We start from the raw sequence: 21,173 nt of genomic DNA on the forward strand, positions 1-21,173 counted from the left end.
ACCAGCTTACTCCGGGGCTTTGGTTTAAACCGGTTCTTCCTCTTGTCATACTTTATCATTATATTATGGCTATTCTAGTCTGTCAACCATTTTTTCAACTTTTGGGAACATTTTTAGGGGCGTTTTTTGTCGTATTCTCCGCTGACTTTTACCACTGTGCCTGTGAGCGCCAGAAGGGCGATAAGGTTCGGAATCACCATCATTCCATTAAACGCATCCGCCATATTCCAGACCAGCTCCACCTTCAGCGCAGACCCCACAACGATCATCACGCATACGATAATCGCATATACCTTTACCGCTTTGGGTCCGAAGAGATATTTCACATTCGTCTCCCCAAAGAAATACCAGCCGATCACGGTAGAAAATGCAAAGAAAAACATACAGACGGCGATAAAAATATTTCCGAAATGCCCGAACACACTGGAAAATGCGGCCTGCGTCAGCGCCGTCCCGATCAGGGAGCCATCCGGCCGCATTACGCCGGTCGTGATTACCACAAGCGCCGTGAGTGACAACACCACGAAAGTGTCGATGAACACGCTGATGATTGCCACACACCCCTGGTCTCCGGGATGCTCCACATTTGCGATCGCATGTGCATGCGGGGTGGAGCCCATACCTGCCTCATTGGAAAAAAGTCCCCTTGCCACGCCATAGCGCATCGCTTTCTGCACCGTCACGCCAATCACGCCGCCTGCAAGAGCCTGCGGCTGAAACGCGCCCACGATGATGCTGTAAAATGCATGCGGGATCTCACGGAAATGAATTCCGATCACGATCAGTGCACCTATAATATAGAAGAAAGCCATAAGCGGCACCATTTTTTCCGTCACCTTTGCGATCCTGGTAATTCCTCCCGCAAAAATGAAAAATGCGATCGCCGCAACACAGACGCCGACCACCACCGGTTGAATTCCAAATGCCGTTGCAAATGCATCTCCGATCGAATTGGCCTGCACTGCATTTCCCATGAACCCGAGTGCAAATATAATGAGGACTGAAAAAATTGCGGCAAGTATTTTTCCAAACCGCCCCTGAAACGCGCCCCGTATATAATAGACCGGGCCTCCGGTCACTTCTCCGTCTTTTACCACCTTATATTTTTGCGCCATCAAGGCTTCCGCGTAAATGGTCGCCATGCCCAAAAACGCACTTAACCACATCCAGAAGATCGCTCCCGGACCGCCCGCCGCAATGGCCGTCGCAGCTCCGGCAAGATTTCCCGTTCCGACCTGTGCCGCAATGGCCGTCGTCAGCGCCTGGAAAGAAGAGATTCCACCCTTTCCCGCCTTATCCCCTTTTCCAATTAATCCGCCAAAGGTCTTATTCCAGCCATCCTTGAATCTCCTCACCTGCACGAAACGCAGCCGTACCGTAAACCAGATCCCGGTTCCACATAGCAGGAACAAAAGTGCATAATCCCACAAAACCTTATTCATCATCTGCACAACGTTAGAAATCCATTCCATATCATGTATTTCCTCTCTATTCCTTCTATGAAAGATATTCAAAATCGCTGGAAAAAATGCAAATATTCTGGTCATACGCCACTTTCTCTGGTACAATAAGGTGTACTGAGCACAAATTTTCAAATGCAGACAAATTTTACAGAAAGCAGGTACTAATCTATGTGGGCATATGAAGGAATTTTTTATCAGATCTATCCGATTGGATTTTGCGGCGCGCCTACTGCCAATGATGGTGTGACCGTTCCGCGAATTCTTAAATTAAAGAAATGGAGCAGTTATCTAGAAAATTTAGGCGTTTCTTCTATTTTATTAAATCCGATTTTTGAATCAGACAATCACGGCTATGACACCCGGGATTTTAAGATCATCGACTGTCGTCTCGGAACGAACGCCGATTTCGCGGAAGTATGCCGCGATCTACATGCACATAACGTAAAGATCGTCCTCGACGGTGTGTTCAACCACGTGGGGCGCGGCTTCTGGGCGTTCAGGGATGTTCAGGAGAAAAAGTGGGATTCGCCGTACAAGGACTGGTTCTGTATTAATTTCGACGGGAATTCCGCATATAACGACGGATTCTGGTATGAGGGCTGGGAAGGTCATTATGAGCTTGTCAAATTAAATCTCTATAACCCGGCAGTTGTCGACTACCTTCTGGACTGCGTGCGCGGCTGGGTGGAAGAATTTGATATAGACGGTCTCCGCCTGGACGTGGCTTACAGCCTGGAGCGCAATTTTATGAAACGTCTGCGCAGCTTCTGCCAGGAACTAAAACCGGATTTCGCGCTGATCGGCGAGGTGCTTTTCGGCGATTACAATTTGATCGTAAATGACGAGATGCTGCATAGCTGCACCAATTACGAATGCTACAAGGGACTCTTCTCCAGCTTTAACAGCATGAACCTGTTCGAGATCGCGCACTCCCTGAACCGTCAGTACGGTCCGGAGCAGTGGTGTCTCTACCGCGGCAAGCACCTGATGTCCTTCGCGGATAATCACGACGTGACCAGACTTGCCAGCATTCTGACGAACAAGAATCACATTCCGCTGGCCTATGGTCTTCTCATGGGCATGCCGGGAGTTCCGTGCATTTATTATGGAAGTGAGTGGGGCGAGGAAGGCGTAAAAGCCCCGAACAATGACTATGCTCTTCGCCCATGCTTTGAAGAGCCAAAGCCGAACGAACTTACAGAGTTTATAAAGAAACTTATTCATGTACGAACCAACAGTGATGCGCTCAGCTACGGCGGTTATCACAATGTGGTCATCACGAACCATCAGTTGATCTTTGAGCGCAGGACAGATACCGAGCGGATCCTGGTGGCGGTCAATGCTTCCGATGCGCCTTTCACCGCACATAACGGGGAACTAGGCGGCTGCGGAACGGATCTTCTGACCGGAGAGGCCGTGGAAATGAACGGGCAGCTTGAGATGCCGGCATATAGTGTGCAATATATCAAATAGTAAAAACTTATGGCATAGGGAGAATCTTTCGCCTTCCCCTATGCCATAAAATTCTATACCTCCAACACCAGGAATTGATATCCCTTCATCGGAATCACGCTGCCATTCCCGGTCTTCATAACATTTCTTTCGATTGCATTCTCATCATAATTGTCGATGACCACCTTCTTCACGGTATCGGAAATCGCAATATCTCTTGCCTCGCTCTGATAATTTGCCAGAACCAGAAGATTCTTCTCCTTCCCCTGACGATAGAAACCAGTGAAATTGGTAAGTTCTGTAAGGGCAGGAGTCTGTTCTCCATACACCACCGCTTCGGTCTTTCAGGGCCTTTTGGAACCATTCGTGCTGATTGGAACAGTGATTGACCACTAGATCCATCACGATGTACATCTCTCTTTTTTTCGCCTCGCGAAGCAGCTCCTCCATATCCTCCATACTTCCAAACGCATCATCAAGTGCGTAATAATCGAAAATATCGTACCCCTGATCCACAAAGGGCGACTTATAAATAGGAGAGATCCAGATGATATCTACGCCCAGATTCTTGAGATAATCTAACTTTTCTATGATTCCCCGCAAATCTCCGATACCGTCTCCGTTGCTGTCCTTATAGCTTTTTGGATAAATCTGATAGGCCACCTTGTCATGCCACCATTTTTTTGTCATAGCTCGTCACTACCGCTTTTCTTTTTTCTATTATTGTGTTATTATACGGCTAAATATTTGCTTTATCTTCCACTAAAACGAGGATTTATTATATTATTCTGCTATCGTGACTGATATCCGCACAGACGTCATGCGAAAATAGTAAAAAACAGGAGGAAGACTGATATGAAACATTCTGACACCACTCTTCTGCGGGAAAAGACACAGCACGGGGACGCACTGTTTCCGTTTCAGCACTATGACACATCCTTCCACGCGCTTGTGCCAGAGCTTACCATACACTGGCATCCGGAAATGGAATTCACCAAAATCACTGCCGGAAGTGCCATTTATTCTGTCAACCTGCAAGAATTCAATGTATCCGAAGGGGATTTTCTTTTCATATCCCCCGGTCTTTTGCACGCTGCCCGGATTTATCCCCGCGGAAGCATGAGCTCTGAAACCTTTGTCTTCCATGCAGATCTTCTGGGAAATTCTTCTGCTGACATCTGTACGTTGCGCTATTTTTCACCACTTGCAGACGGCACACTGAATTTGTCTCCGTTAATTTCCAGGGAGCACTCCTTTTACCAGAAGACCAGTCAGATTTTTGACCGGTTATGTGAGGTCTCCCACGAAAAAGCATTTGGCTATGAACTTAAAGTCAAGGCTCTGCTATTTACACTTTTGCATGGACTTCTCACCCACGAGACCAGCCGTCCGGCAGACCAGCCTGCTGCGTACAGCCAGAGACTAAAACTGATCTTCGACTACATTCATGCCCATTATGCAGAGGACATTTCTGTGGAAAAGCTGGCGCAGCTCTGCTGTATCAGCCCTTCCCATTTTATGCATTTTTTCAAAGAAAAAAGCGGTACCTCCTTTAGCCAGTACTTGACTCAGTACCGCCTCAGGCAGTCCGCCCTTTTTCTCAGACAAAATATGGAGATTGCAGATGCCGCCTTTTCCTGCGGCTTTAACAATCTGCCTTATTATTACAAACGATTCCGGGAGTATTACCACATGACCCCCAGGGAATTCCAGAAGGCCAGTGTCGGATCTCTCCCTACTTCTTAATTAGTCCAGCTTTTGCCCTTCAAGCGGCATTTTCGGACAACCGAATTTTTTCGCCCATAAACTGGTCAAAAATGGTGCCAGAATACAGCTCACTACTACTGAAGCTGCTACTTGTACCGTTGCGGTTGCCACATAGGGCTCCCACGCGGTATCGACAAGAGCGATTGCTGCCGGAACCGCTACAGCATTGCCGGCAGTTGTTGCAACTGCCCACGCAGCATATCCTGGTCTTCTTGTGATAAATCTGTCGCAAAGTAAAATGAATCCACCACCGACAAATACAGTAATAAGTCCTAAGAGGATTCCCGGGAAACCACCCTTAACTACATTTGACAGGTTGATTCCGGTTCCTAAAGCAAAACCAATAAGCGGAATGATCGCAGTGCCCATCGGTGCGAACAATTCTCTGATTCCCTTATCCAGATTGCCCAGAATCATACCTGCAACTACCGGAATAATCGCCGCCAAAAGAGACTGGAACGGAATATCAGCAAGACCAGATGCTCCTAATGCGACCAATGTAAAAAATGGGCCGTCATTTAAAGCAAGAAGAGGGAAGCATCCACAATCTGCCTCATCGCCATAGTTTCCCATAAGTGTTAAGTACACGCTTCCGTTACTATTGGTAACTGCACTGATAATGGCAAGCGTAGTAAGCCCAAAGATACCTTCCGTACCCCAGATCTTTCCCACCAGAATACCAAGTCCTGCCCCGATTACAAACTTGGCAACAAGCAATACTCCGCCTCGTTTTAAGACTTTTGGCATATCTTTGACCTGCAGCGCTGTTCCCATACAGAATAACTGCGCACCTAATAAAGTATTCGTACCTGCGCTGGAAAATACTGCTGCGGTAAGACCGCCGATGTTAAATATGTTCGGGAAAATCGTTGTTATAAGACTTCCAACCAGCAACGGGATTACCATCATACCTGCCGGAACTTTTTTCATAAAATTTAAAATCATATTTCATTTCTCCTTCCTATCTCATACCTTCAACATGTAGCCGTTTCACAATGTCAACACCAATCTCATCATATCCACAGAAACCGCCTTTCACGATTACTGGCATTCCTTCATATTTTCCAAGGATTCTTCCTACATCTACCTGCGCCACGATATTATCGATAGCTTTGATACAGGAAACCCCAATTTTCCTGCATACGCATTCCATTGTGTCTCCTCCGGTCAACATAAGGCCTACAATTGCAGTTCTTCCATACTCTTCCAGAATCTGATCTGTAATGAGTGCCAAACCTTCATTGATCATTGCCGAGCTTGTCCCAGGCAAATAACCATATTTCTTGTCTTCTTCTTTTAGATCCACTACCGATCCGTGTAGTGCTGTTTCCACGATCACCGACTTCGGCCGCTTTACCTGATCCAACAAGTCTTTGATTCTGCCGACCACTTCCGCAACTTCAGCCTGCATCTGACTGCCGCCCGCAATCAATTTATGAGGTGAAACACTGACACAGACATTTTCCCTATCGGACTTGTAAAGGATTTCCATCTGCGTCTTTGTCGAAGGATTAGCACTGCCTGCAATGATCAGCGCAGTTCGGTTGTCCTCCGGCATACTCTTCTCTTCGGTCTGCAGCTCTCCTCTTTGTGCAATGCCTCTGCTGCACGCCAGCTGCATCGTAAATGGTCCCGGGTCAACCGCAAGAATCTTCCACCCCAACGCCGTACACGCTTCAGCGATTGTGCGCACGTGCTCCATGGTAATCGCATCTACAATTAAGATCTTTCCTCCCTGTTCCCGGCTTTTCTTCAGACTCTCCATCAAACCGGCCTGTCCTTTTTTCACTTCCCGTATCGAAAGAAATTTCACCGGTCTTTTTGACTGACACCCGATCAGATCCGGGACATAGCACTCCGACACCGGAGTCTTTACATCCTGAGCGACCGAAGTCTCTGTGAGAATAACACCATCTATCACAGAATACCCGCCCACACAGACCCGTTTTGACTGTGGCATTGCCGTTACCATCACTGCAACAGTCTCTTCTCCTAAATTATCCAGCATCGCATCAATCTCGTAACCAATTCCACCTCGTAAAGTGGTATCAATTTTTTTAGAAAAGTACTGTACCCCGATCTTTTCCAGTACTTTTACTGCTTTCTCTACTTCCGCATATGCACTGTCCGGCGGCAGGCATCTGCTATTTGAACTAACATAAACTGCCTGAAGCTGATCTGTACCATTAAATTCTTCTACCTTCTGCGCATCAAAGAACAGTCCTGTCTCGACCTGGGCCTTTGCCATTAGCATTCCCGAACTGGCTGTTCCGGTAAAATCATCTGCAACCACACCGATTACCGCCATATTTTCGCCTCCTATTCCTCTGCCTGATGCATTGCACTTGCGTATTTTACAGTAGAGCGTATTGCCGCAATCATGCTCTTATTTGTCGCAATACCCTTTCCAGCCTTGTCAAATGCCGTGCCATGATCCACAGAACCTCTGACAAACGGAAGTCCCAGTGTAATAGAGACCGATTCTTCCAAATCCAATGTTTTACATGGGATATGCCCTTGGTCATGGAACAAAGCTAAAATCGCATCAAACTCTCCTGCCTTTCCTCTGGCAAACAGCGTATCCGGCGAAATTGGGCCGACCACGCGAATTCCCATCTCTTTCGCCGATTCTATTGCCGGATTAATTTCCTTAATCTCTTCATCTCCAAACAAACCACCCTCTCCACAGTGCGGATTCAGCCCGGCCACTGCGATCAGAGGCTTTTTGATTCCTGCCCTCTCAAGCTCCTGATGGATACGAATCACATCATTTAATACATGCTCTTTCGTCACGTAATCGATGGCATTACGAAGTGACATATGCCTGCTTAAATGGAATACCCGCATCTTAAAACAATCGAACATCGTCAGCACAAAAGGCGATTTGGTCAGATCTCTGTAGATTTCTGTATGTCCTTCCTGCCGGATTCCCGCCATTTTAATCGCAACTTTGTTGATAGGGGCAGTCGTAACCGCGTCAATCTTCCCTTCCATTCCCAGGGAAATAGATTTGTAAATTGCATCAATCGCAATTTGTCCTGCCAGCTTTTGCTCCTTTCCCCACACAAGCTGGCTAATATCATAGTCTCCGGTCTCAACTAAGTCTACACTTCCTGCCTGATACACCCCTTCCGAAGGTTCATTGATGACATGAATCACCGGACTTGTCATACCGATTGCTTCCGCCGCACGCTCAAGCACCTTTCGACTTCCGATAACCAGCGGTCGGCAAATATCATAAATCTGTTCTTCCTGCAATGCTTTCAGAACAATCTCCGGCCCAATTCCTGACGGATCTCCGATCGTGATTCCCAGTAGCGGCTTATACTCTCTTTCAATCACAACTTTTCTCCTTTCTTTTTTCTTTCAATCGATGTATTTGTATTGTATAATACTTTTCGACAAAAATCAACATTGTTTTCGATTGAATATTTTACAATTTTCAATCGAAAATTTTGTCAGATTTGCATAAAAATAACTTTTCTTCACAAATTATTGACTCATCGTTCTATTTTAGCCTTCCCCGTACTATACCAGTCAAAGTGCTTCCAAGAAGTATTTTTTTCGAGTGAAAAGGCTCTTTTTATATACAAAATTTTAAAAACATATTATAATGAATATAGAATCTATTTTGAGAAACTTATGAGGAACACATATGAAACAAAGCGAGCGTTTAGAAATTATCATAGACATGTTGCAGAAAAATGGCAACGTTAAAGTGGCCGAACTAAGCCGGCTGATGGATTGTTCCGAAGTCACTATTCGTACTGATATCCGAAAATTAGACGAACAGGGAGTTCTGAAAAAAACCTATGGCGGCGCTGTACAAAAAGAAGAAGGCCTGACTGTATCTTTTTCTCCCGGTGAGTTCTTTTTAAATGGCACTGAAAAGCAACGAATTGTCCAAAAGGCATACGAGTATATTGACAATCGTAATTCCATCATTATTGATGATTCCACCACCGGCTGCTATCTGGCAAAATATATCAAAGAACACCCGGAAAAGCATTTAATCGTAGTTACGAATTCCTTATATGCGGCTGCCATTCTGTCTTCCGCTAAACATGTTGAACTTTTTATAGTAGGAGGTCAGCCCGTAGGCACGCCTCCTTCCACATTAGACAGCTTTGCAATACAGGCTTTCCAGAATTTTAACGTGGATAAGGCTTTTGTCGGTGTAAATGGAATTAATCTTAAAGCCGGACTCACCTCCATCGGAACTCCGCAGATGGAAACCAAACGAGCAATGATTAAGAGTGCCGCACAGACTTATGTGATTGCCGACAGCAGTAAATTTGGAAGCAGCAATCTTTTTACTGTTTGCCCGATGAGTGATATCCATCTCATCATCACTGACAACCGGATTTCCAAAGAACTGCTTCAGACAGCACAGAAAAATCAGATTTCCATTGTTACTGTATAGGGACAAAATTGTATAGGAACCAATAAAAAAGAAGCTCCCTTTCATCAGTCTAAGGTATGGGCCTTTTTCTGAAAAAGAGAGCTTCTTCGCTTACCTTTCTTTTTTTAACTCCTGATAAATCCTGGCGATTGGGAGACCGACAATCGTATTATAATCTCCTTCGATTGCCCGGATATGCACTGCAAATCTTCCCTGAATACCGTATGCTCCCGCCTTGTCCATGGGTTCTCCGGTAGCGATATAGCGGCAGATTTCCTCCACGGACATCGGGCAGACCTGCACATTACTGCACTCGTAAAAGGTGTTCTCCTCCATTTTGCCATCCTGGTAAGACAAGAGTGTAACGCCTGTATATACCTGATGCACCGCATCTTGAAGCATGGAAAGCATGTGATATGCTTCCTCTTCATCTTTGGGTTTTCCCAAAATCTCCTCTCCTACTGATACGACCGTATCGGAACCAATAATCAGGAAATCCTCTGCCGGGTGGGCCTTTTGATATTTCGCATATACGTCTAAGGCCTTCTGCCTGGAAAGATCCATCACCACCATGCGGGGCGAGGAGGAGGTAATCTTTTCCTCACAGGTCGAGGGAATCACGATATGTGCGATCCCCGCCTGTGCAAGAAGCTCTGTTCTCCGTGGAGAGGCCGACGCCAGAATCACTGTTCTGTCTTCAAACATTTCTTAATCCTCTTTGACCAGCACTTTTACAATCTCGCCCATGTACATGGTGTGAAAATCTTTATCTGCATACCATTTATCCACATTTTCCTTGCAATCAAAATTTTCTTCTCCCATGTACTGATGATACACTTTCCGGCATACCAGAACAAGCCGTGCCTCCTCAAATGCTGTTGTGCCGTCTGTGTAGTATGGGGTCAGTCCGGCGTCTTTGATCTTATCCGTGTCCCGTCCGGAAACGGTTCCGCACAGGCTCAAGGCTTTGCGGTAGGTTTCGTCGAATATGGAAAGGGTGAAGTATTCGCTGTTGTCCACAAATTCTTTTGTGTATCTGGATTGTCTGATATAGGCTGTGGCCGTGGGTTTGCTCCACATGATGCCGACTCCGCCCCAACTTGCGGTCATGGTGTTGCATTTCTTTTCATCTCCTGCAGTGATCAGCATCCACTGTTTGCCGATGAGATTGAAAGGGTTGTCTTTTAGTTCCTCTGGGTTGATTTCTTTAAAACTCATTTTATTTGCCTCCTGGGTTTCTTGTTGAATGATTTACTCCGCTGTGCGCAAGCTAACGGACTTTCGTCCGTTCGCTCGCGGGCATTCGCCCTATGAAAACAGATAATAGCAAAGGGTTCTGCAAGCAGCCCCCTTTGTTATTATTCTGTTTTCGCACAGCTCATTACCTTCCGAAAGTTTTTCTTCCCCCGTCTCACCACTTTGCCTTCGCCTTCGAAGTCCTCTTTAGCATAGACAGTAGCGATGTCGCTGACTTTTTCGCCGTCTACGGCTGCTCCGCCCTGCTGTACGGTACGTCTTGCTTCTGATTTCGAAGCAACGAGACCGCTTTTTACGAGGAGGTTCAGGATATCGATTTTTCCATCGACGAAATCTTCTTCTGCCAGCTCTGCGGTCGGCATGTTTGCGGCATTGCCTGCGCTGAATAGTTCTTTAGCGCTTTTCTGGGCTTTTTCGGCCTCTTCTTCGCCGTGAACCAGTTTTGTAAGTTCGTATGCAAGAATTTCTTTTGCCTTGTTAAGCTGCGCGCCTTCCCATGAATCCATCTTGTCGATTTCCTCTAACGGGAGGAAGGTCAGCATACGGATGCATTTTAATACGTCCGCGTCGGCTACATTTCTCCAGTACTGGTAGAACTCAAACGGAGAGGTCTTCTTGGGATCGAGCCATACTGCTCCGGACTGGGTCTTGCCCATCTTTTTCCCTTCTGAATTGAGCAGAAGGGTGATGGTCATGGCGCTTGCGTCTTTGCCCAGTTTCCGGCGGATCAGTTCGGTTCCGCCAAGCATATTGCTCCACTGGTCATCGCCGCCGAACTGCAGGTTACAGCCGTATTTCTGGTATAACATGTAGAAATCGTAGCTCTGCATGATCATGTAATTGAATTCCAGGAAACTAAGTCCTTTCTCCATACGCTGCTTGTAGCATTCTGCCGTCAGCATCCGGTTTACGCTGAAATGTGCGCCGACTTCGCGCAATACTTCAATATAGTTAAGGCCCAGTAACCAGTCCGCATTATTTACCATCAGAGCTTTTCCCTCTGAGAAATCAATAAAGCGGCTCATCTGCTTTTTGAAGCAGTCGCAGTTGTGCTGAATGGTCTCCGTTGTCATCATCTGACGCATATCGCTTCTGCCTGAAGGATCGCCGATCATAGCAGTTCCACCGCCGATCAGTGCGATCGGTTTATTCCCCGCTTCCTGAAGACGTTTCATCAGACATAATGCCATGAAATGTCCTACGTGAAGGCTGTCCGCCGTCGGGTCAAAACCAATATAAAATGTTGCTTTTCCATTGTTTACCAAATCACGAATCAATGGTTCGTCTGTTACCTGAGCGATCAGGCCTCTCGCCTGAAGTTCTTCATAAATTCCCATTCTTTCTTCCTCCTTAATTTCGCGTAAAAAGCCCCGTCCTTACCGTTTGTTATTCGATAAGGACGGGGCGTAATCCCGTGATACCACCTTAATTCACAGCCGGCTCACGCCGTCTGCCTCAGTCAGTAACTCCGTCTCCTTCATTACTGCGGCAGGATAACGTCTGCCACTCCGTCACAGCCTACTCGCCCGCGATGCTTTCGGTGTGAAGCTCCGGGATGTATTCGCAGCCGACTCTTCTTGCACCTCTCATCAACCGGTCACTTTCTGTCTGAGCCTTGTCAGTTGCTACTTCTTCCTTTCACAGCTTTTCCTGATTCAGTTTTAAGCTATGCTGTCATACTAGACTATATTTGAATTTTTGTCAAGTATGCATTTGAATTTTTCCCAATAGGTCAAATACCTCTAGCACTCCCCGATCTCTATTTCATCTTCCCCCTTGAAGCGTGAACGATAGAACACCTCCATCACCCGTTCCATATAAAGCGTATCCTTGATACCTGCCGTCTCATAGGCCGAATGCATCGCAAGCTGGGGAAGCCCGATATCTACCGCCTTTAAAGAAACATGTGCTGAAGAAAGATTTCCCAGCGTACTTCCTCCCGCTTCATCTGAACGATTGGCAAAAAACTGAACCGGAACCCCGGCGCGCTCGCATATTTCTCTGAAAATTCCGATGCTTACGCCGTCGCTGGTATATTTCTGCCCTGCATGAGATTTTACCACTACGCCTTCATTCATATAAGCACAGTTCTCCACATCCGTTTTTTCCGGGTGATTCGGATGAACCGCATGTGCATTGTCCGCACTTAACATAAAACTGGATGCTACTGCCCGATAATAATCCTCTTCTGTCTTGCCAAGCCCCGCGTTGATCCGGTGCAGCACATCATACAAAAAGGTAGAGTCTGCTCCCTGTTTTGAGGCCGAGCCGACCTCCTCATTGTCAAAACATGCATATACGTTCACCGTCTGCGGATGGCCTCCCTCCAGAAATCCTTGCAAAGAGGTGTATGCACACTGTAAATCATCGAGATGCGGTGCGGAAATAAATTCTTCCTTTTCTCCCCATATGGAGGGTTCCATGCGATTGTAGAGATACAGGTCATTGCCATAAATATTTTCCTCGGCAACCCCTAATTTCCCGGCAATCATTTTTTTCAAATCCCCTTTGTGGGTATCCTGTCCTCCAAACAGGGGCAGGGTATCGACCTGCTTATTAATAGCATACCCTTCATTGATTTTCCGGTTCATGTGTATCGCCATACTGGGAATCAGAACCAGATCTCTTTCCATATCCACAAGCCTTACATGAAATTTATTTCCCTCTTTTACAAGGACCCGTCCGGCAACGGAAAGCGGCCTGTCGAACCACGTCGAACAAATCATCCCGCCATAGCCTTCTGTGTTGAGCTGGGTATACTTTCCCCTGATCTCCAGCTCGGCATTTTCCTTGACCTTGAACGTCGGCGAATCACTGTGGGAAGCCGCAATGTTAAAACCATACTCACTCAAATCCGTTCCTATGTGAAACGCGATCACGCTGGAGCCATTGCGTGTTACATAGTATTTACCGCCCGGCTCGATCTGCCACTTGCTTTCTTCCTTTAATTCATGGAACTCTGCTTTTTCCAACTCATCACAAATATTACTTACAGCATGAAATGCTGTCGGACTCTTCTTAAGAAAGTCCAGTAATTCCTTCGTAATTTCCTTGTACATCTCGTTTCTCCTCTTCTTTTGGTTACTATGCATACCTAAATAAAAATCCGGCGAACCTTATCACATCTTTGCTCTCTACAGCTCAAGTATGGCCTAACCACTCCCACTGTCATTAGCGCTATAGGCGGCATACTATTTACCACCTCTGTAAATCAATCCGCTGAATACATCCCCATTATACAACAAATGGCATCAACAGTAAAATACCATATCCAAAAACTTTGTAATTAATAATTTGAGCATAAACATTTATTTTCGACATTTCCGGAGATAAACTAAATAGCTAAGCTGTATGAGCGGATACTGTTTTACTATTTTACAGATTCAGATGAGGCTTTCATTCTATACTCTATATTTTTGGACCAAATCATGCTATACTAATCCAGGACGGAGGATATAGAAAATGCCTAAGAAAAAAGAGATTTTGTTAAAACTATTTACCTCGACCTTTTACCTCAGCATGTTCACATTCGGCGGGGGCTATGTAATCGTGTCTCTGATGAAGAAGAAATTCGTAGATGAACTGCACTGGATTGACGAGCAGGAAATGCTGGACATGGTCGCGATCGCCCAGTCCTCTCCCGGCCCGATCGCAGTAAACGGAGCGATCGTCGTAGGTTATAAATTATGCGGAGCATTAGGAGCACTATCGGCTGTGATCGGCGCTGTACTGCCGCCTTTTTTGATCCTGTCGGCCATTTCCGGCATCTATACACTTGTGAAGGATAACCAGATCGTCAGCGCTATGCTGCTGGGAATGCAGTCCGGCGTAGGGGCGGTCATCGCCTCCGTGACCTACGACATGGCCGCATCTGAGATGAAAGAGAAAAATATCCTGTCAGTCCTCATTATGGTCGGAGCTTTTCTGGCAAATTGGGTCTGGAAGGTAAATGTTGTTTTGATTATTCTTATTTGTGCCGGAATCGGCGTCATACGAACTCTTATCGGTGAGAGGAGGGAGCGTAACGTATGATTTATTTACAATTATTCTTAAGCTTTCTGCAAATCGGAGCATTCAGCTTTGGCGGCGGATACGCTGCGATGCCGCTGATCCAGCATCAGGTCGTGGAACTTCACGGCTGGCTTTCCATGAACCAGTTCACAGATCTGGTGACAATCTCCCAGATGACGCCGGGACCGATCGCCATCAATGCAGCTACCTTTGTCGGGACACAGATCGCAGGGGTGCCCGGTGCGCTTGCCGCTACGGCCGGCTGCGTTCTCCCTTCCTGCATCATCGCGGCAATCCTCGCAAACCTGTACATAAGATACCGGAACCTCAAGGTCATGCAGGGGATTCTGGGAAGCCTGCGCCCGGCTGTCGTCTCCATGATCGCTGCGGCAGGACTGTCCATCTTAATTTCCGCATTCTGGGTGTCCGGTGCATTTAGCCTCGCCGCCTCTAATATCAGGATTCGCTCCGTGATTTATTTTGCAACCGCGCTTTTACTGCTCAGAAAGACCAAACTAAATCCCATCTGGGTGATGCTGCTCTGCGGAGTCGCGGAGGTACTATTTACGCTGGTCGCTACATAATTATCGTATAATTATTTTTCTTTAGGGGTGCAAGAAAATATTTTCATATTTTATAAATCCCCCACAATAATTTGATTGATATAATGGTATAACTTGCCCACAGAGAGGAGGGATACAAAATGCCACAGATCATACCTATTAAAGATTTAAAGAATACATCTGAAATTTCTGATATGTGCCACAAAGCAGATGAGCCCATTTATATTACCAAAAACGGATGTGTCGATATGGTAATTATGAGTATGGAAATATATGAAAGCACTATGCAGCGACTTTCTATATATCGAGATATAGAAATATCGGAAAATCAAATTAAAAACGGGCAGATTAAAAATGCCAGGACTGCCCTGGCAAACATGAGGACAAAATATGGGCTATGATCATTCGGAAAGATACGCAATCCCCACCAGACACAGCCCCCTCGCAGGGGCTGTAACTGCCTCTTTTTTCCGCTCCTTCCCTTCCAGAAGCTCTTTCACCTTCTCAGGCTCATAAAAACCTCGTCCCACACGAATCAACACTCCGGCGATAATCCGGACCATATTATACAAAAATCCATTTCCGGTGACGCGAAGCACGATCTCCTGCCCATCAAACTGCGGCGAAGCAGTAATCTGAATATCCGTGATCGTCCGAACCGTAGTCTTTGCATTCGTCCTGATACAGCAAAATGCCGCGAAATCATGTTCCCCGAGCAAATACTTAGCCCCTTCCCGCATTTTTTCCAAATCCAGATCAAAATTTACAAAACTGGTATAAAGCCGCCTGGTCGGAACCGGCGTTTTGGTATTTAGAATATGATACTCATAGGTCTTCAGGCTGTTCTGATATCTGGGGTGCCAGTCAGTTGGAACCTCCTCTGATGACATCACGATGATATCCTCCGGCAGCCGCTGATTCAGTGCATAGGAAAAACGCTCTGCAGGAATCCGGCTTTCTGTATCGAAAACAGCCACATTTCCCAGAGCGTGTACGCCGGAATCCGTCCGGCTGGCCCCTATGACCGCCGTCCTTGTTCCGGTCAATTTGCTGATGGCGCTATTAAGCACCTCTTCCACCGTGATGCCGTTGGGCTGAATCTGCCAGCCACAGTAATTCGTACCGTCGTATGCGACAATTAATTTGATTCGTCTCATTTTGTTCTCCACTTCGTTGCAATCCTTCTCCGCCCTTATCAACCCTGCAACACTATTTCCCCAAACTAAAATATCCAGATTTTAAACGGTATATATCTCCCCAGAACAAAAGCACCGACAACATAGATTGCCGTGATCAGATACGCGGCGTAATCCCGGCCGCGATACACCAGCGGTTTCATCTTTGTTCTTCCGTCTCCGCCCCGGTAACATCTCGACTCCATCGCCATTGCCAGGTCATTTGCCCGCCGGAACGCCGACACAAAAAGCGGTACCAGAATCGGAATCATAGCCTTGGCCTTCTGAATCAGATTGCCGCTCTCCAGGTCTGCGCCTCTTGCGATCTGCGCTTTCATGATCTTATCCGTCTCTTCCAGAAGGATTGGAATAAAACGCAGTGCGATGGACATCATCATCGCGATCTCATGTACCGGAACACGCAGCTTACTAAGCGGCCGGAGCAGACTTTCCAGCCCGTCCGTCAGTGCATTCGGCGTCGTGGTCAGCGTCATGAGCGAGGAGCCCATGATCAGATAGATGAGCCGTATCGCCATATACACTGCCGTATTCAGTCCCCGCTCCGTCACCTTAAACACCCAGAAATGAAGCAGTAACTTCCCCCCGGGAGTCAGAAAAAGATTGAAGATCACCGTGATCATAAGCAGCATAATGACCGGTTTTAACCCTCTTACAATGTACTTGAACGGTACCTTGGAGAGCCGCACACAGGCTGCCAGAAACAAAGTCGCCAGTGCATATCCGATAATACTTTTAAATGTAAATAATGAAATTAAATACAATAAGGTGCAAACAATCTTCACCCGCGGGTCCAGCCGGTGAATCCTGCTCTCGGCGGGATAGTATTGTCCTATGGTAATGTCTCGAATCATTGTTTTTTACTCTCCTTCGGGCTCTGTGTGAAATGCGCCATGATGGCGTCTGCCGCTTCCTCCACCGTAGTCGCGTCCGTCGCCACATCAAATCCTTTTCCTTTTAATTCGTGCATGATATACGTGACCTGCGGCGCCGCAAGCCCTACTTTTTCCAATTCTTTGTAATGCGCAAATACCTTCTTCGGATCATCGTCAAACATCACTTCCCCGTGATTCATCACGATAATCCGATCCACATATTTTGCGATATCTTCCATACTGTGCGACACCAGAATGACCGTCATATCGCTTTCCTTGTGCAGATAAGCGATCTGATCCAGTATCTCATCTCTCCCCTTGGGGTCCAGCCCTGCGGTCGGCTCGTCAAGCACCAGCACCTTGGGGCGCATGGCAAGAACGCCGGCGATCGCCGCACGACGCTTCTGTCCCCCCGAAAGATCAAACGGAGAATGGTCATAATATTTCTCTTTCAGCCCCACCAGACGCAGCGCCTCTCTTGCCCTCTTCTTGCATTCCTCCGGAGAAAGTCCCTGGTTCTTCGGCCCAAAACAAACGTCCTCAAGGACATTCACCTCAAAAAGCTGATGCTCCGGATACTGAAATACCAGCCCCACCTGATTGCGAAGCTCTTTCATATTATATCCGTCTGCATAAACATTTTCCCCATTGAAATAAATCGCCCCGTCCGTGGCCCTGATAAGCCCGTTCAAATGCTGAATCAGGGTAGATTTCCCGGAACCGGTATGGCCAATCACTCCGATAAACTGCCCATCCAAAATCTCCAGACTCACATCTTTCAGGGCCCTCTTCTCGTATGCCGTTCCCTGGCTGTATACGTAATTTACATGTTCTAACTTAATCGACATAACAACTCCACCAATTCTTCTTTTCTCAAAATCCCCGCCGGTATGTTAAGCCCCCGCTTTCTAAGCTCATCGGCCAGTATCGTCACCTGTGGAACGTCCAGACGGTATGCCTTAAGTTCCTCCACTCGCGAAAAAATCTCCCGGGGAGTTCCCTGCATGACCACATGCCCGTGATCCATCACAATGACTTTATCCGCATCTACCACTTCTTCCATATAATGTGTGATCAGAATAATGGTGATATGCTCTCTTTTCTGAAGCTCCATAACGCTGCGCAGTACTTCCTTCCGCCCGTTGGGGTCCAGCATGGCTGTCGGCTCGTCCAGCACGATACACTTTGGCCGCATGGCCATCACGCCGGCAATCGCCACCCTCTGCTTCTGCCCGCCGGACAGCTTATTCGGCGAATGGTGGCGGTACTCGATCATTCCGACTGACTTAAGGCTCTCCTCCACGCGTTCCCAGATCTTCTCTGTCGGAACGCCCAGATTCTCAGGCCCAAATCCTACGTCCTCTTCCACCACCGTTCCGATGATCTGATTGTCCGGATTCTGAAACACCATTCCGGCGCTCTGGCGTATATCCCACAAATATTCATCTTCCCGGGTGTCTTTTCCGTCTACCCACATGGTCCCTTCCGTCGGCACCAATATAGCATTCATATGCTTGGCAAGCGTCGATTTCCCGGAGCCGTTATGCCCCAGGATCGCGATGAACTGCCCCGGCTCAATATCCAGATCCACCTCGTCGATGGCGCGGCTCTTACCAATCACATTTCCTTCCTCGTCACGCTTCGCATATTCAAATATCAATTTATCTGTTTTTATCATTTTCATGACTGTTCCTCACATTTTCAAAGCACTATTCCAAGTATACAACAAGAAACGGTACATGTCTAACATTAAAATTCATTTACCGGGATAAAGGTCCACCTTTTCCTATTTTGTAGGTTGTTAAGAATCTGGTTTTTCTATCCTTTTTTCTTGATTATAGTGCATTTTCTTCACAATTTCATCACTTATTTGCAGGAATCCCGTGCGTTCTATCCTTTTATTTTCCCGCAGAAACATTCCCTTGGCCTGCAATAACATGAAAGAATCTTAAGTCGTACAAAACAGGAACCCCAGAGGTATACATGCTCCTACTACGCATGCATGCCCCTGAGGTTCCCAAAATCGACTCTCCACTACCGAATCACAATGTCCCCATTTTCACATTTCACACTAATTTGATATGCACCGGCATTCTGTGACTGGAATTTCATGCCGTCGCCGGCGCTTTCCTCGATCGCTCCGTCCGGCAGCACGATCCTGCCATACTCCGTCCCGAGATTGAAGCTATATTCCTCCATTCCTTTTGCCAAGCCCAGCTTCACATCTCCGTACTCGCATTCCGCCATGACCTGGGATGCCTCCACTTCCCCGATCGAAAAATTGCCATTTTCCATCTCCACCGCAAGTTTTTCGCCTGACGCCCGGGAAATCTGAATATCCCCATATTCATTTATGATCTCCGACCGGCCCATCTTGAGCTCTTCGACCCGGAAGTCGCCGTTCGCTGACTCCGCCTGAAGCTGCCCGCCTTCCAGCATTTCAACCTCTGTCCTTCCATATTCATTCTCAAGCTCCACTTTATCCACATGTACCTGCTTCGCACTCACGATTCCATTATCTGTCTTGATCTTAAGCCGCTTTCCACTTAAATTTTCCAGAGAAATGTCGCCGTACTCATTTTCCAGACTGACTCTCTCTGCTTCAAGCGAAGCCAGCTTCACGGTTCCGTTTGATGATTCGACCTTCAGATCTTCAAGTGCAGTCCCCTTCGGCACCTCTATTTTTACAAAATACGACCTGTCCATCTTGCTCCCGATTCTGCCAAAGCCTCCAAAGACTACCCAATAGCGCACGTCCTCTCTTTCCTTAAATGTCAGCTTTCCATTCTCCACCCTGACAACGGGCCTTCCAAACGTTCCGTCCACGCAATACGAAATCGCAAATCGGTCCGACACCGCGATCTCCAGATCTGCACTCTCTAATTCAAGCTCCATACTGGTAAAAGGATCAAGCTCCTTCGCTTCTTCCTCTATGACTGTATCTTCTAACGCTTCATTCGCAGAATGAAAACCATTCCTGTCAAAATAGAATCCCGGCGTACCGCCCAAAAGCCATGCGGCAACCATAAATGCGACTCCCAAACCAACACTAATAAAAGAAAGTATCCAGATCAGTCTCTTATTTTTCACGTTTCTTTCCTCCTACCAGTTTGCCAAACATACGGGTAACTACATTTAAAAACCATTTACTGAGCGCCATGCTGCCGAACACTACCCAGACCCCTACACCCAGACTCACAAGCCCGGCCCCCAGGGTGCCGATTCCGTCTGCAAACGCAACAGTCATCTGGTAAAAGCTCAGCAAAATGCAGGGCACCGAGCATACCATCAGCGCAAATGCCGTGATCCACACGCTGAAGATCAAAGCCCCCACTACGATTACCAGCGCCAAAAGAAGAACGACAACGGCCAGAGCCAGCGGCACCCCGACCGGCACCGCAAACACGGCGAGAACGCCCACCCATACCGCCGAGAGCCCTTTCTTCACACTTGCCGGCGGCTCCTTTGCATTCTCCAGTGCAAATTCCCGGATCAACTGGTCTGCCGCCATCTCCGGCGTCCCAAGATCTTCGATCGCCTGCTGCTCATTCTCCGGTCCGGCATCATCAAAATACTCTTCGTAATATGCCATCGCCTTCTCAAAGTCCTCTTTCGGAAGGCGCTTGAGCCTCCGGGAAAGGCTCTTCATATATTCTTCTCTATTCATTCTGACCTTCTCCTTTCACGATCTCGTCTACGGAAGCCTTATAAGCACTCCACTCCTGTGCCAGCATCTTATAATGCTCGCGCCCGCTGTCCGTAATTCTATAATATCGCCTGTTTCTTCCCTGGAATGGCTGATCGTAAACCGACAGGAACCCTTGCTCCTGCAAACGCTTCAGCACGGGATAGAGCGTAGAATCTTTGGTACTTGCCACCGTCTTGACCACCTGACTGATCTGGTAACCGTAGGCATCTTCCTTAGCCGCAATAGCCAGCACCAGGAGGTCGAACATAGGGGCATTCATAGGAAAAATCATAGCCCATAACTCCTCTCTTATGTTTTTTATGAGTATATTATATTGTATATAGTATACTTTGTCAATACATATATTTCAATTATATATATGAGAACAACCAAAATAAGGTCCACTGGACGTTCACTCAGGTATGCTTGGCAACAAAAAAACTGTCCACCGGCACTATATTTCCGAATGAACAGTTCTTCTATAATTCAACAGTTTCCCCCA

21 protein-coding genes and 1 pseudogene are annotated in these 21,173 nt (G+C 47.0%); 6 read left to right on the plus strand and 16 right to left on the minus strand.

The features are described 5' to 3' along the window. Nucleotides 1-113 precede the first annotated feature (113 nt). Nucleotides 114-1,472: a sodium:alanine symporter family protein gene (locus ABXS75_16600; GenBank protein ID XCP84650.1), complete on the minus strand. Its 1,359-nt coding sequence runs from the start codon at nt 1,470-1,472 to the stop codon at nt 114-116. Between the two features lie 159 nt (nt 1,473-1,631). On the opposite strand from ABXS75_16600, the gene ABXS75_16605 reads away from it, so the two are divergent. Continuing rightward, nucleotides 1,632-2,936 (plus strand): alpha-amylase family glycosyl hydrolase, encoded by a 1,305-nt coding sequence (locus ABXS75_16605; protein ID XCP84651.1) that lies wholly within the window; start codon nt 1,632-1,634, stop codon nt 2,934-2,936. A gap of 318 nt (nt 2,937-3,254) precedes the next feature. On the opposite strand, the pseudogene ABXS75_16610 reads toward ABXS75_16605, so the two are convergent. Further along, nucleotides 3,255-3,605 (minus strand): annotated as a pseudogene (locus ABXS75_16610) (alpha-amylase family glycosyl hydrolase). A gap of 165 nt (nt 3,606-3,770) precedes the next feature. On the opposite strand from ABXS75_16610, the gene ABXS75_16615 reads away from it, so the two are divergent. Further along, complete coding sequence (locus ABXS75_16615) at nt 3,771-4,661, plus strand: AraC family transcriptional regulator (GenBank protein ID XCP84652.1); 891 nt, start codon at nt 3,771-3,773, stop codon at nt 4,659-4,661. Here ABXS75_16615 and ABXS75_16620 read toward each other — a convergent pair whose 3' ends face one another. From ABXS75_16620 to pdxA, 3 genes are read right to left on the minus strand one after another with little or no spacing between them, the layout of a single operon-like run. After that, nucleotides 4,662-5,627, minus strand: coding sequence for a 2-keto-3-deoxygluconate permease (locus ABXS75_16620; protein ID XCP84653.1), 966 nt, complete (start codon nt 5,625-5,627; stop codon nt 4,662-4,664). Nucleotides 5,628-5,643: 16 nt separating this feature from the next. Then, a complete protein-coding gene (locus ABXS75_16625) occupies nt 5,644-6,990 on the minus strand; it encodes a four-carbon acid sugar kinase family protein (protein XCP84654.1) in 1,347 nt (448 codons plus the stop codon). Between the two features lie 11 nt (nt 6,991-7,001). Beyond that, nucleotides 7,002-8,021 carry a 4-hydroxythreonine-4-phosphate dehydrogenase PdxA gene (gene pdxA, locus ABXS75_16630; GenBank protein XCP87183.1) on the minus strand — a complete coding sequence of 340 codons (1,020 nt, stop codon included), beginning with the start codon at nt 8,019-8,021 and terminating at the stop codon, nt 7,002-7,004. Between the two features lie 316 nt (nt 8,022-8,337). Between pdxA and ABXS75_16635 the strand changes: the two genes are divergently transcribed. After that, entirely contained in the window at nt 8,338-9,105 is a 768-nt protein-coding gene (locus ABXS75_16635) for a DeoR/GlpR family DNA-binding transcription regulator (GenBank protein ID XCP84655.1), read from the plus strand. A 90-nt stretch (nt 9,106-9,195) separates the two neighbouring features. On the opposite strand, the gene ABXS75_16640 is transcribed toward ABXS75_16635, so the two are convergent. The 4 genes from ABXS75_16640 to ABXS75_16655 form a co-directional block, all read right to left on the minus strand. Further along, on the minus strand, nt 9,196-9,789 hold the full coding sequence (locus tag ABXS75_16640; protein XCP84656.1) for a Maf family protein: 594 nt from the start codon (nt 9,787-9,789) through the stop codon (nt 9,196-9,198). 3 nt (nt 9,790-9,792) lie between these two features. After that, complete coding sequence (locus ABXS75_16645; GenBank protein ID XCP84657.1) at nt 9,793-10,302, minus strand: flavin reductase family protein; 510 nt, start codon at nt 10,300-10,302, stop codon at nt 9,793-9,795. 140 nt (nt 10,303-10,442) lie between these two features. Beyond that, complete coding sequence (gene tyrS / locus ABXS75_16650; protein ID XCP84658.1) at nt 10,443-11,678, minus strand: tyrosine--tRNA ligase; 1,236 nt, start codon at nt 11,676-11,678, stop codon at nt 10,443-10,445. Nucleotides 11,679-12,083: 405 nt separating this feature from the next. Next, the gene (locus ABXS75_16655; GenBank protein XCP84659.1) at nt 12,084-13,400 is read right to left on the minus strand and encodes a M18 family aminopeptidase; all 1,317 of its coding nucleotides are present in this window, start codon (nt 13,398-13,400) and stop codon (nt 12,084-12,086) included. A 403-nt stretch (nt 13,401-13,803) separates the two neighbouring features. Here ABXS75_16655 and ABXS75_16660 point away from each other — a divergent pair, with 403 nt between their 5' ends. The 3 genes from ABXS75_16660 to ABXS75_16670 all read left to right on the plus strand — a co-directional run bounded on the left by ABXS75_16660 (nt 13,804) and on the right by ABXS75_16670 (nt 15,316). Beyond that, on the plus strand, nt 13,804-14,373 hold the full coding sequence (locus ABXS75_16660) for a chromate transporter (protein ID XCP84660.1): 570 nt from the start codon (nt 13,804-13,806) through the stop codon (nt 14,371-14,373). After that, entirely contained in the window at nt 14,370-14,936 is a 567-nt protein-coding gene (locus tag ABXS75_16665; GenBank protein XCP84661.1) for a chromate transporter, read from the plus strand. Before ABXS75_16660 ends, ABXS75_16665 begins: the two co-directional genes overlap by 4 nt. Before the next feature lie 119 nt (nt 14,937-15,055). Further along, nucleotides 15,056-15,316 (plus strand): type II toxin-antitoxin system Phd/YefM family antitoxin, encoded by a 261-nt coding sequence (locus ABXS75_16670; GenBank protein ID XCP84662.1) that lies wholly within the window; start codon nt 15,056-15,058, stop codon nt 15,314-15,316. Here the strand turns inward: ABXS75_16670 and truA are convergent, their stop codons facing one another. The 7 genes from truA to ABXS75_16705 form a co-directional block, all read right to left on the minus strand. Beyond that, nucleotides 15,317-16,072 (minus strand): tRNA pseudouridine(38-40) synthase TruA, encoded by a 756-nt coding sequence (gene truA, locus ABXS75_16675; protein ID XCP84663.1) that lies wholly within the window; start codon nt 16,070-16,072, stop codon nt 15,317-15,319. 65 nt (nt 16,073-16,137) lie between these two features. After that, complete coding sequence (locus tag ABXS75_16680) at nt 16,138-16,962, minus strand: energy-coupling factor transporter transmembrane component T (protein ID XCP84664.1); 825 nt, start codon at nt 16,960-16,962, stop codon at nt 16,138-16,140. After that, nucleotides 16,959-17,831, minus strand: coding sequence for an energy-coupling factor transporter ATPase (locus ABXS75_16685; protein XCP84665.1), 873 nt, complete (start codon nt 17,829-17,831; stop codon nt 16,959-16,961). Before ABXS75_16685 ends, ABXS75_16680 begins: the two co-directional genes overlap by 4 nt. Further along, nucleotides 17,816-18,667: an energy-coupling factor transporter ATPase gene (locus tag ABXS75_16690; protein XCP84666.1), complete on the minus strand. Its 852-nt coding sequence runs from the start codon at nt 18,665-18,667 to the stop codon at nt 17,816-17,818. Before ABXS75_16690 ends, ABXS75_16685 begins: the two co-directional genes overlap by 16 nt. A 350-nt stretch (nt 18,668-19,017) precedes the next feature. Then, nucleotides 19,018-20,073, minus strand: coding sequence for a DUF4097 family beta strand repeat-containing protein (locus ABXS75_16695; GenBank protein XCP84667.1), 1,056 nt, complete (start codon nt 20,071-20,073; stop codon nt 19,018-19,020). Continuing rightward, nucleotides 20,063-20,650, minus strand: a complete 588-nt coding sequence (locus ABXS75_16700) for a DUF1700 domain-containing protein (protein XCP84668.1) — start codon at nt 20,648-20,650, stop codon at nt 20,063-20,065. Before ABXS75_16700 ends, ABXS75_16695 begins: the two co-directional genes overlap by 11 nt. After that, entirely contained in the window at nt 20,643-20,963 is a 321-nt protein-coding gene (locus tag ABXS75_16705) for a PadR family transcriptional regulator (GenBank protein XCP84669.1), read from the minus strand. Before ABXS75_16705 ends, ABXS75_16700 begins: the two co-directional genes overlap by 8 nt. Nucleotides 20,964-21,173: the final 210 nt, after the last annotated feature.

The organism is Roseburia hominis (genome assembly GCA_040702975.1).
GTDB classification, from domain to species: Bacteria; Bacillota; Clostridia; order Lachnospirales; family Lachnospiraceae; genus Allocoprococcus; species Allocoprococcus hominis_A.

What these genes read in the sequence shown, in the direction of transcription:
- ABXS75_16600 (XCP84650.1), bottom strand. Translation starts at nt 1,472, where the DNA reads ATGGAATGGATTTCTAACGTTGTGCAGATGATGAATAAGGTTTTGTGG.
- ABXS75_16605 (XCP84651.1), top strand. Translation starts at nt 1,632, where the DNA reads ATGTGGGCATATGAAGGAATTTTTTATCAGATCTATCCGATTGGATTT.
- ABXS75_16615 (XCP84652.1), top strand. Translation starts at nt 3,771, where the DNA reads ATGAAACATTCTGACACCACTCTTCTGCGGGAAAAGACACAGCACGGG.
- ABXS75_16620 (XCP84653.1), bottom strand. Translation starts at nt 5,627, where the DNA reads ATGATTTTAAATTTTATGAAAAAAGTTCCGGCAGGTATGATGGTAATC.
- ABXS75_16625 (XCP84654.1), bottom strand. Translation starts at nt 6,990, where the DNA reads ATGGCGGTAATCGGTGTGGTTGCAGATGATTTTACCGGAACAGCCAGT.
- ABXS75_16635 (XCP84655.1), top strand. Translation starts at nt 8,338, where the DNA reads ATGAAACAAAGCGAGCGTTTAGAAATTATCATAGACATGTTGCAGAAA.
- ABXS75_16640 (XCP84656.1), bottom strand. Translation starts at nt 9,789, where the DNA reads ATGTTTGAAGACAGAACAGTGATTCTGGCGTCGGCCTCTCCACGGAGA.
- ABXS75_16645 (XCP84657.1), bottom strand. Translation starts at nt 10,302, where the DNA reads ATGAGTTTTAAAGAAATCAACCCAGAGGAACTAAAAGACAACCCTTTC.
- tyrS (XCP84658.1), bottom strand. Translation starts at nt 11,678, where the DNA reads ATGGGAATTTATGAAGAACTTCAGGCGAGAGGCCTGATCGCTCAGGTA.
- ABXS75_16655 (XCP84659.1), bottom strand. Translation starts at nt 13,400, where the DNA reads ATGTACAAGGAAATTACGAAGGAATTACTGGACTTTCTTAAGAAGAGT.
- ABXS75_16660 (XCP84660.1), top strand. Translation starts at nt 13,804, where the DNA reads ATGCCTAAGAAAAAAGAGATTTTGTTAAAACTATTTACCTCGACCTTT.
- ABXS75_16665 (XCP84661.1), top strand. Translation starts at nt 14,370, where the DNA reads ATGATTTATTTACAATTATTCTTAAGCTTTCTGCAAATCGGAGCATTC.
- ABXS75_16670 (XCP84662.1), top strand. Translation starts at nt 15,056, where the DNA reads ATGCCACAGATCATACCTATTAAAGATTTAAAGAATACATCTGAAATT.
- truA (XCP84663.1), bottom strand. Translation starts at nt 16,072, where the DNA reads ATGAGACGAATCAAATTAATTGTCGCATACGACGGTACGAATTACTGT.
- ABXS75_16680 (XCP84664.1), bottom strand. Translation starts at nt 16,962, where the DNA reads ATGATTCGAGACATTACCATAGGACAATACTATCCCGCCGAGAGCAGG.
- ABXS75_16685 (XCP84665.1), bottom strand. Translation starts at nt 17,831, where the DNA reads ATGTCGATTAAGTTAGAACATGTAAATTACGTATACAGCCAGGGAACG.
- ABXS75_16690 (XCP84666.1), bottom strand. Translation starts at nt 18,667, where the DNA reads ATGAAAATGATAAAAACAGATAAATTGATATTTGAATATGCGAAGCGT.
- ABXS75_16700 (XCP84668.1), bottom strand. Translation starts at nt 20,650, where the DNA reads ATGAATAGAGAAGAATATATGAAGAGCCTTTCCCGGAGGCTCAAGCGC.
- ABXS75_16705 (XCP84669.1), bottom strand. Translation starts at nt 20,963, where the DNA reads ATGATTTTTCCTATGAATGCCCCTATGTTCGACCTCCTGGTGCTGGCT.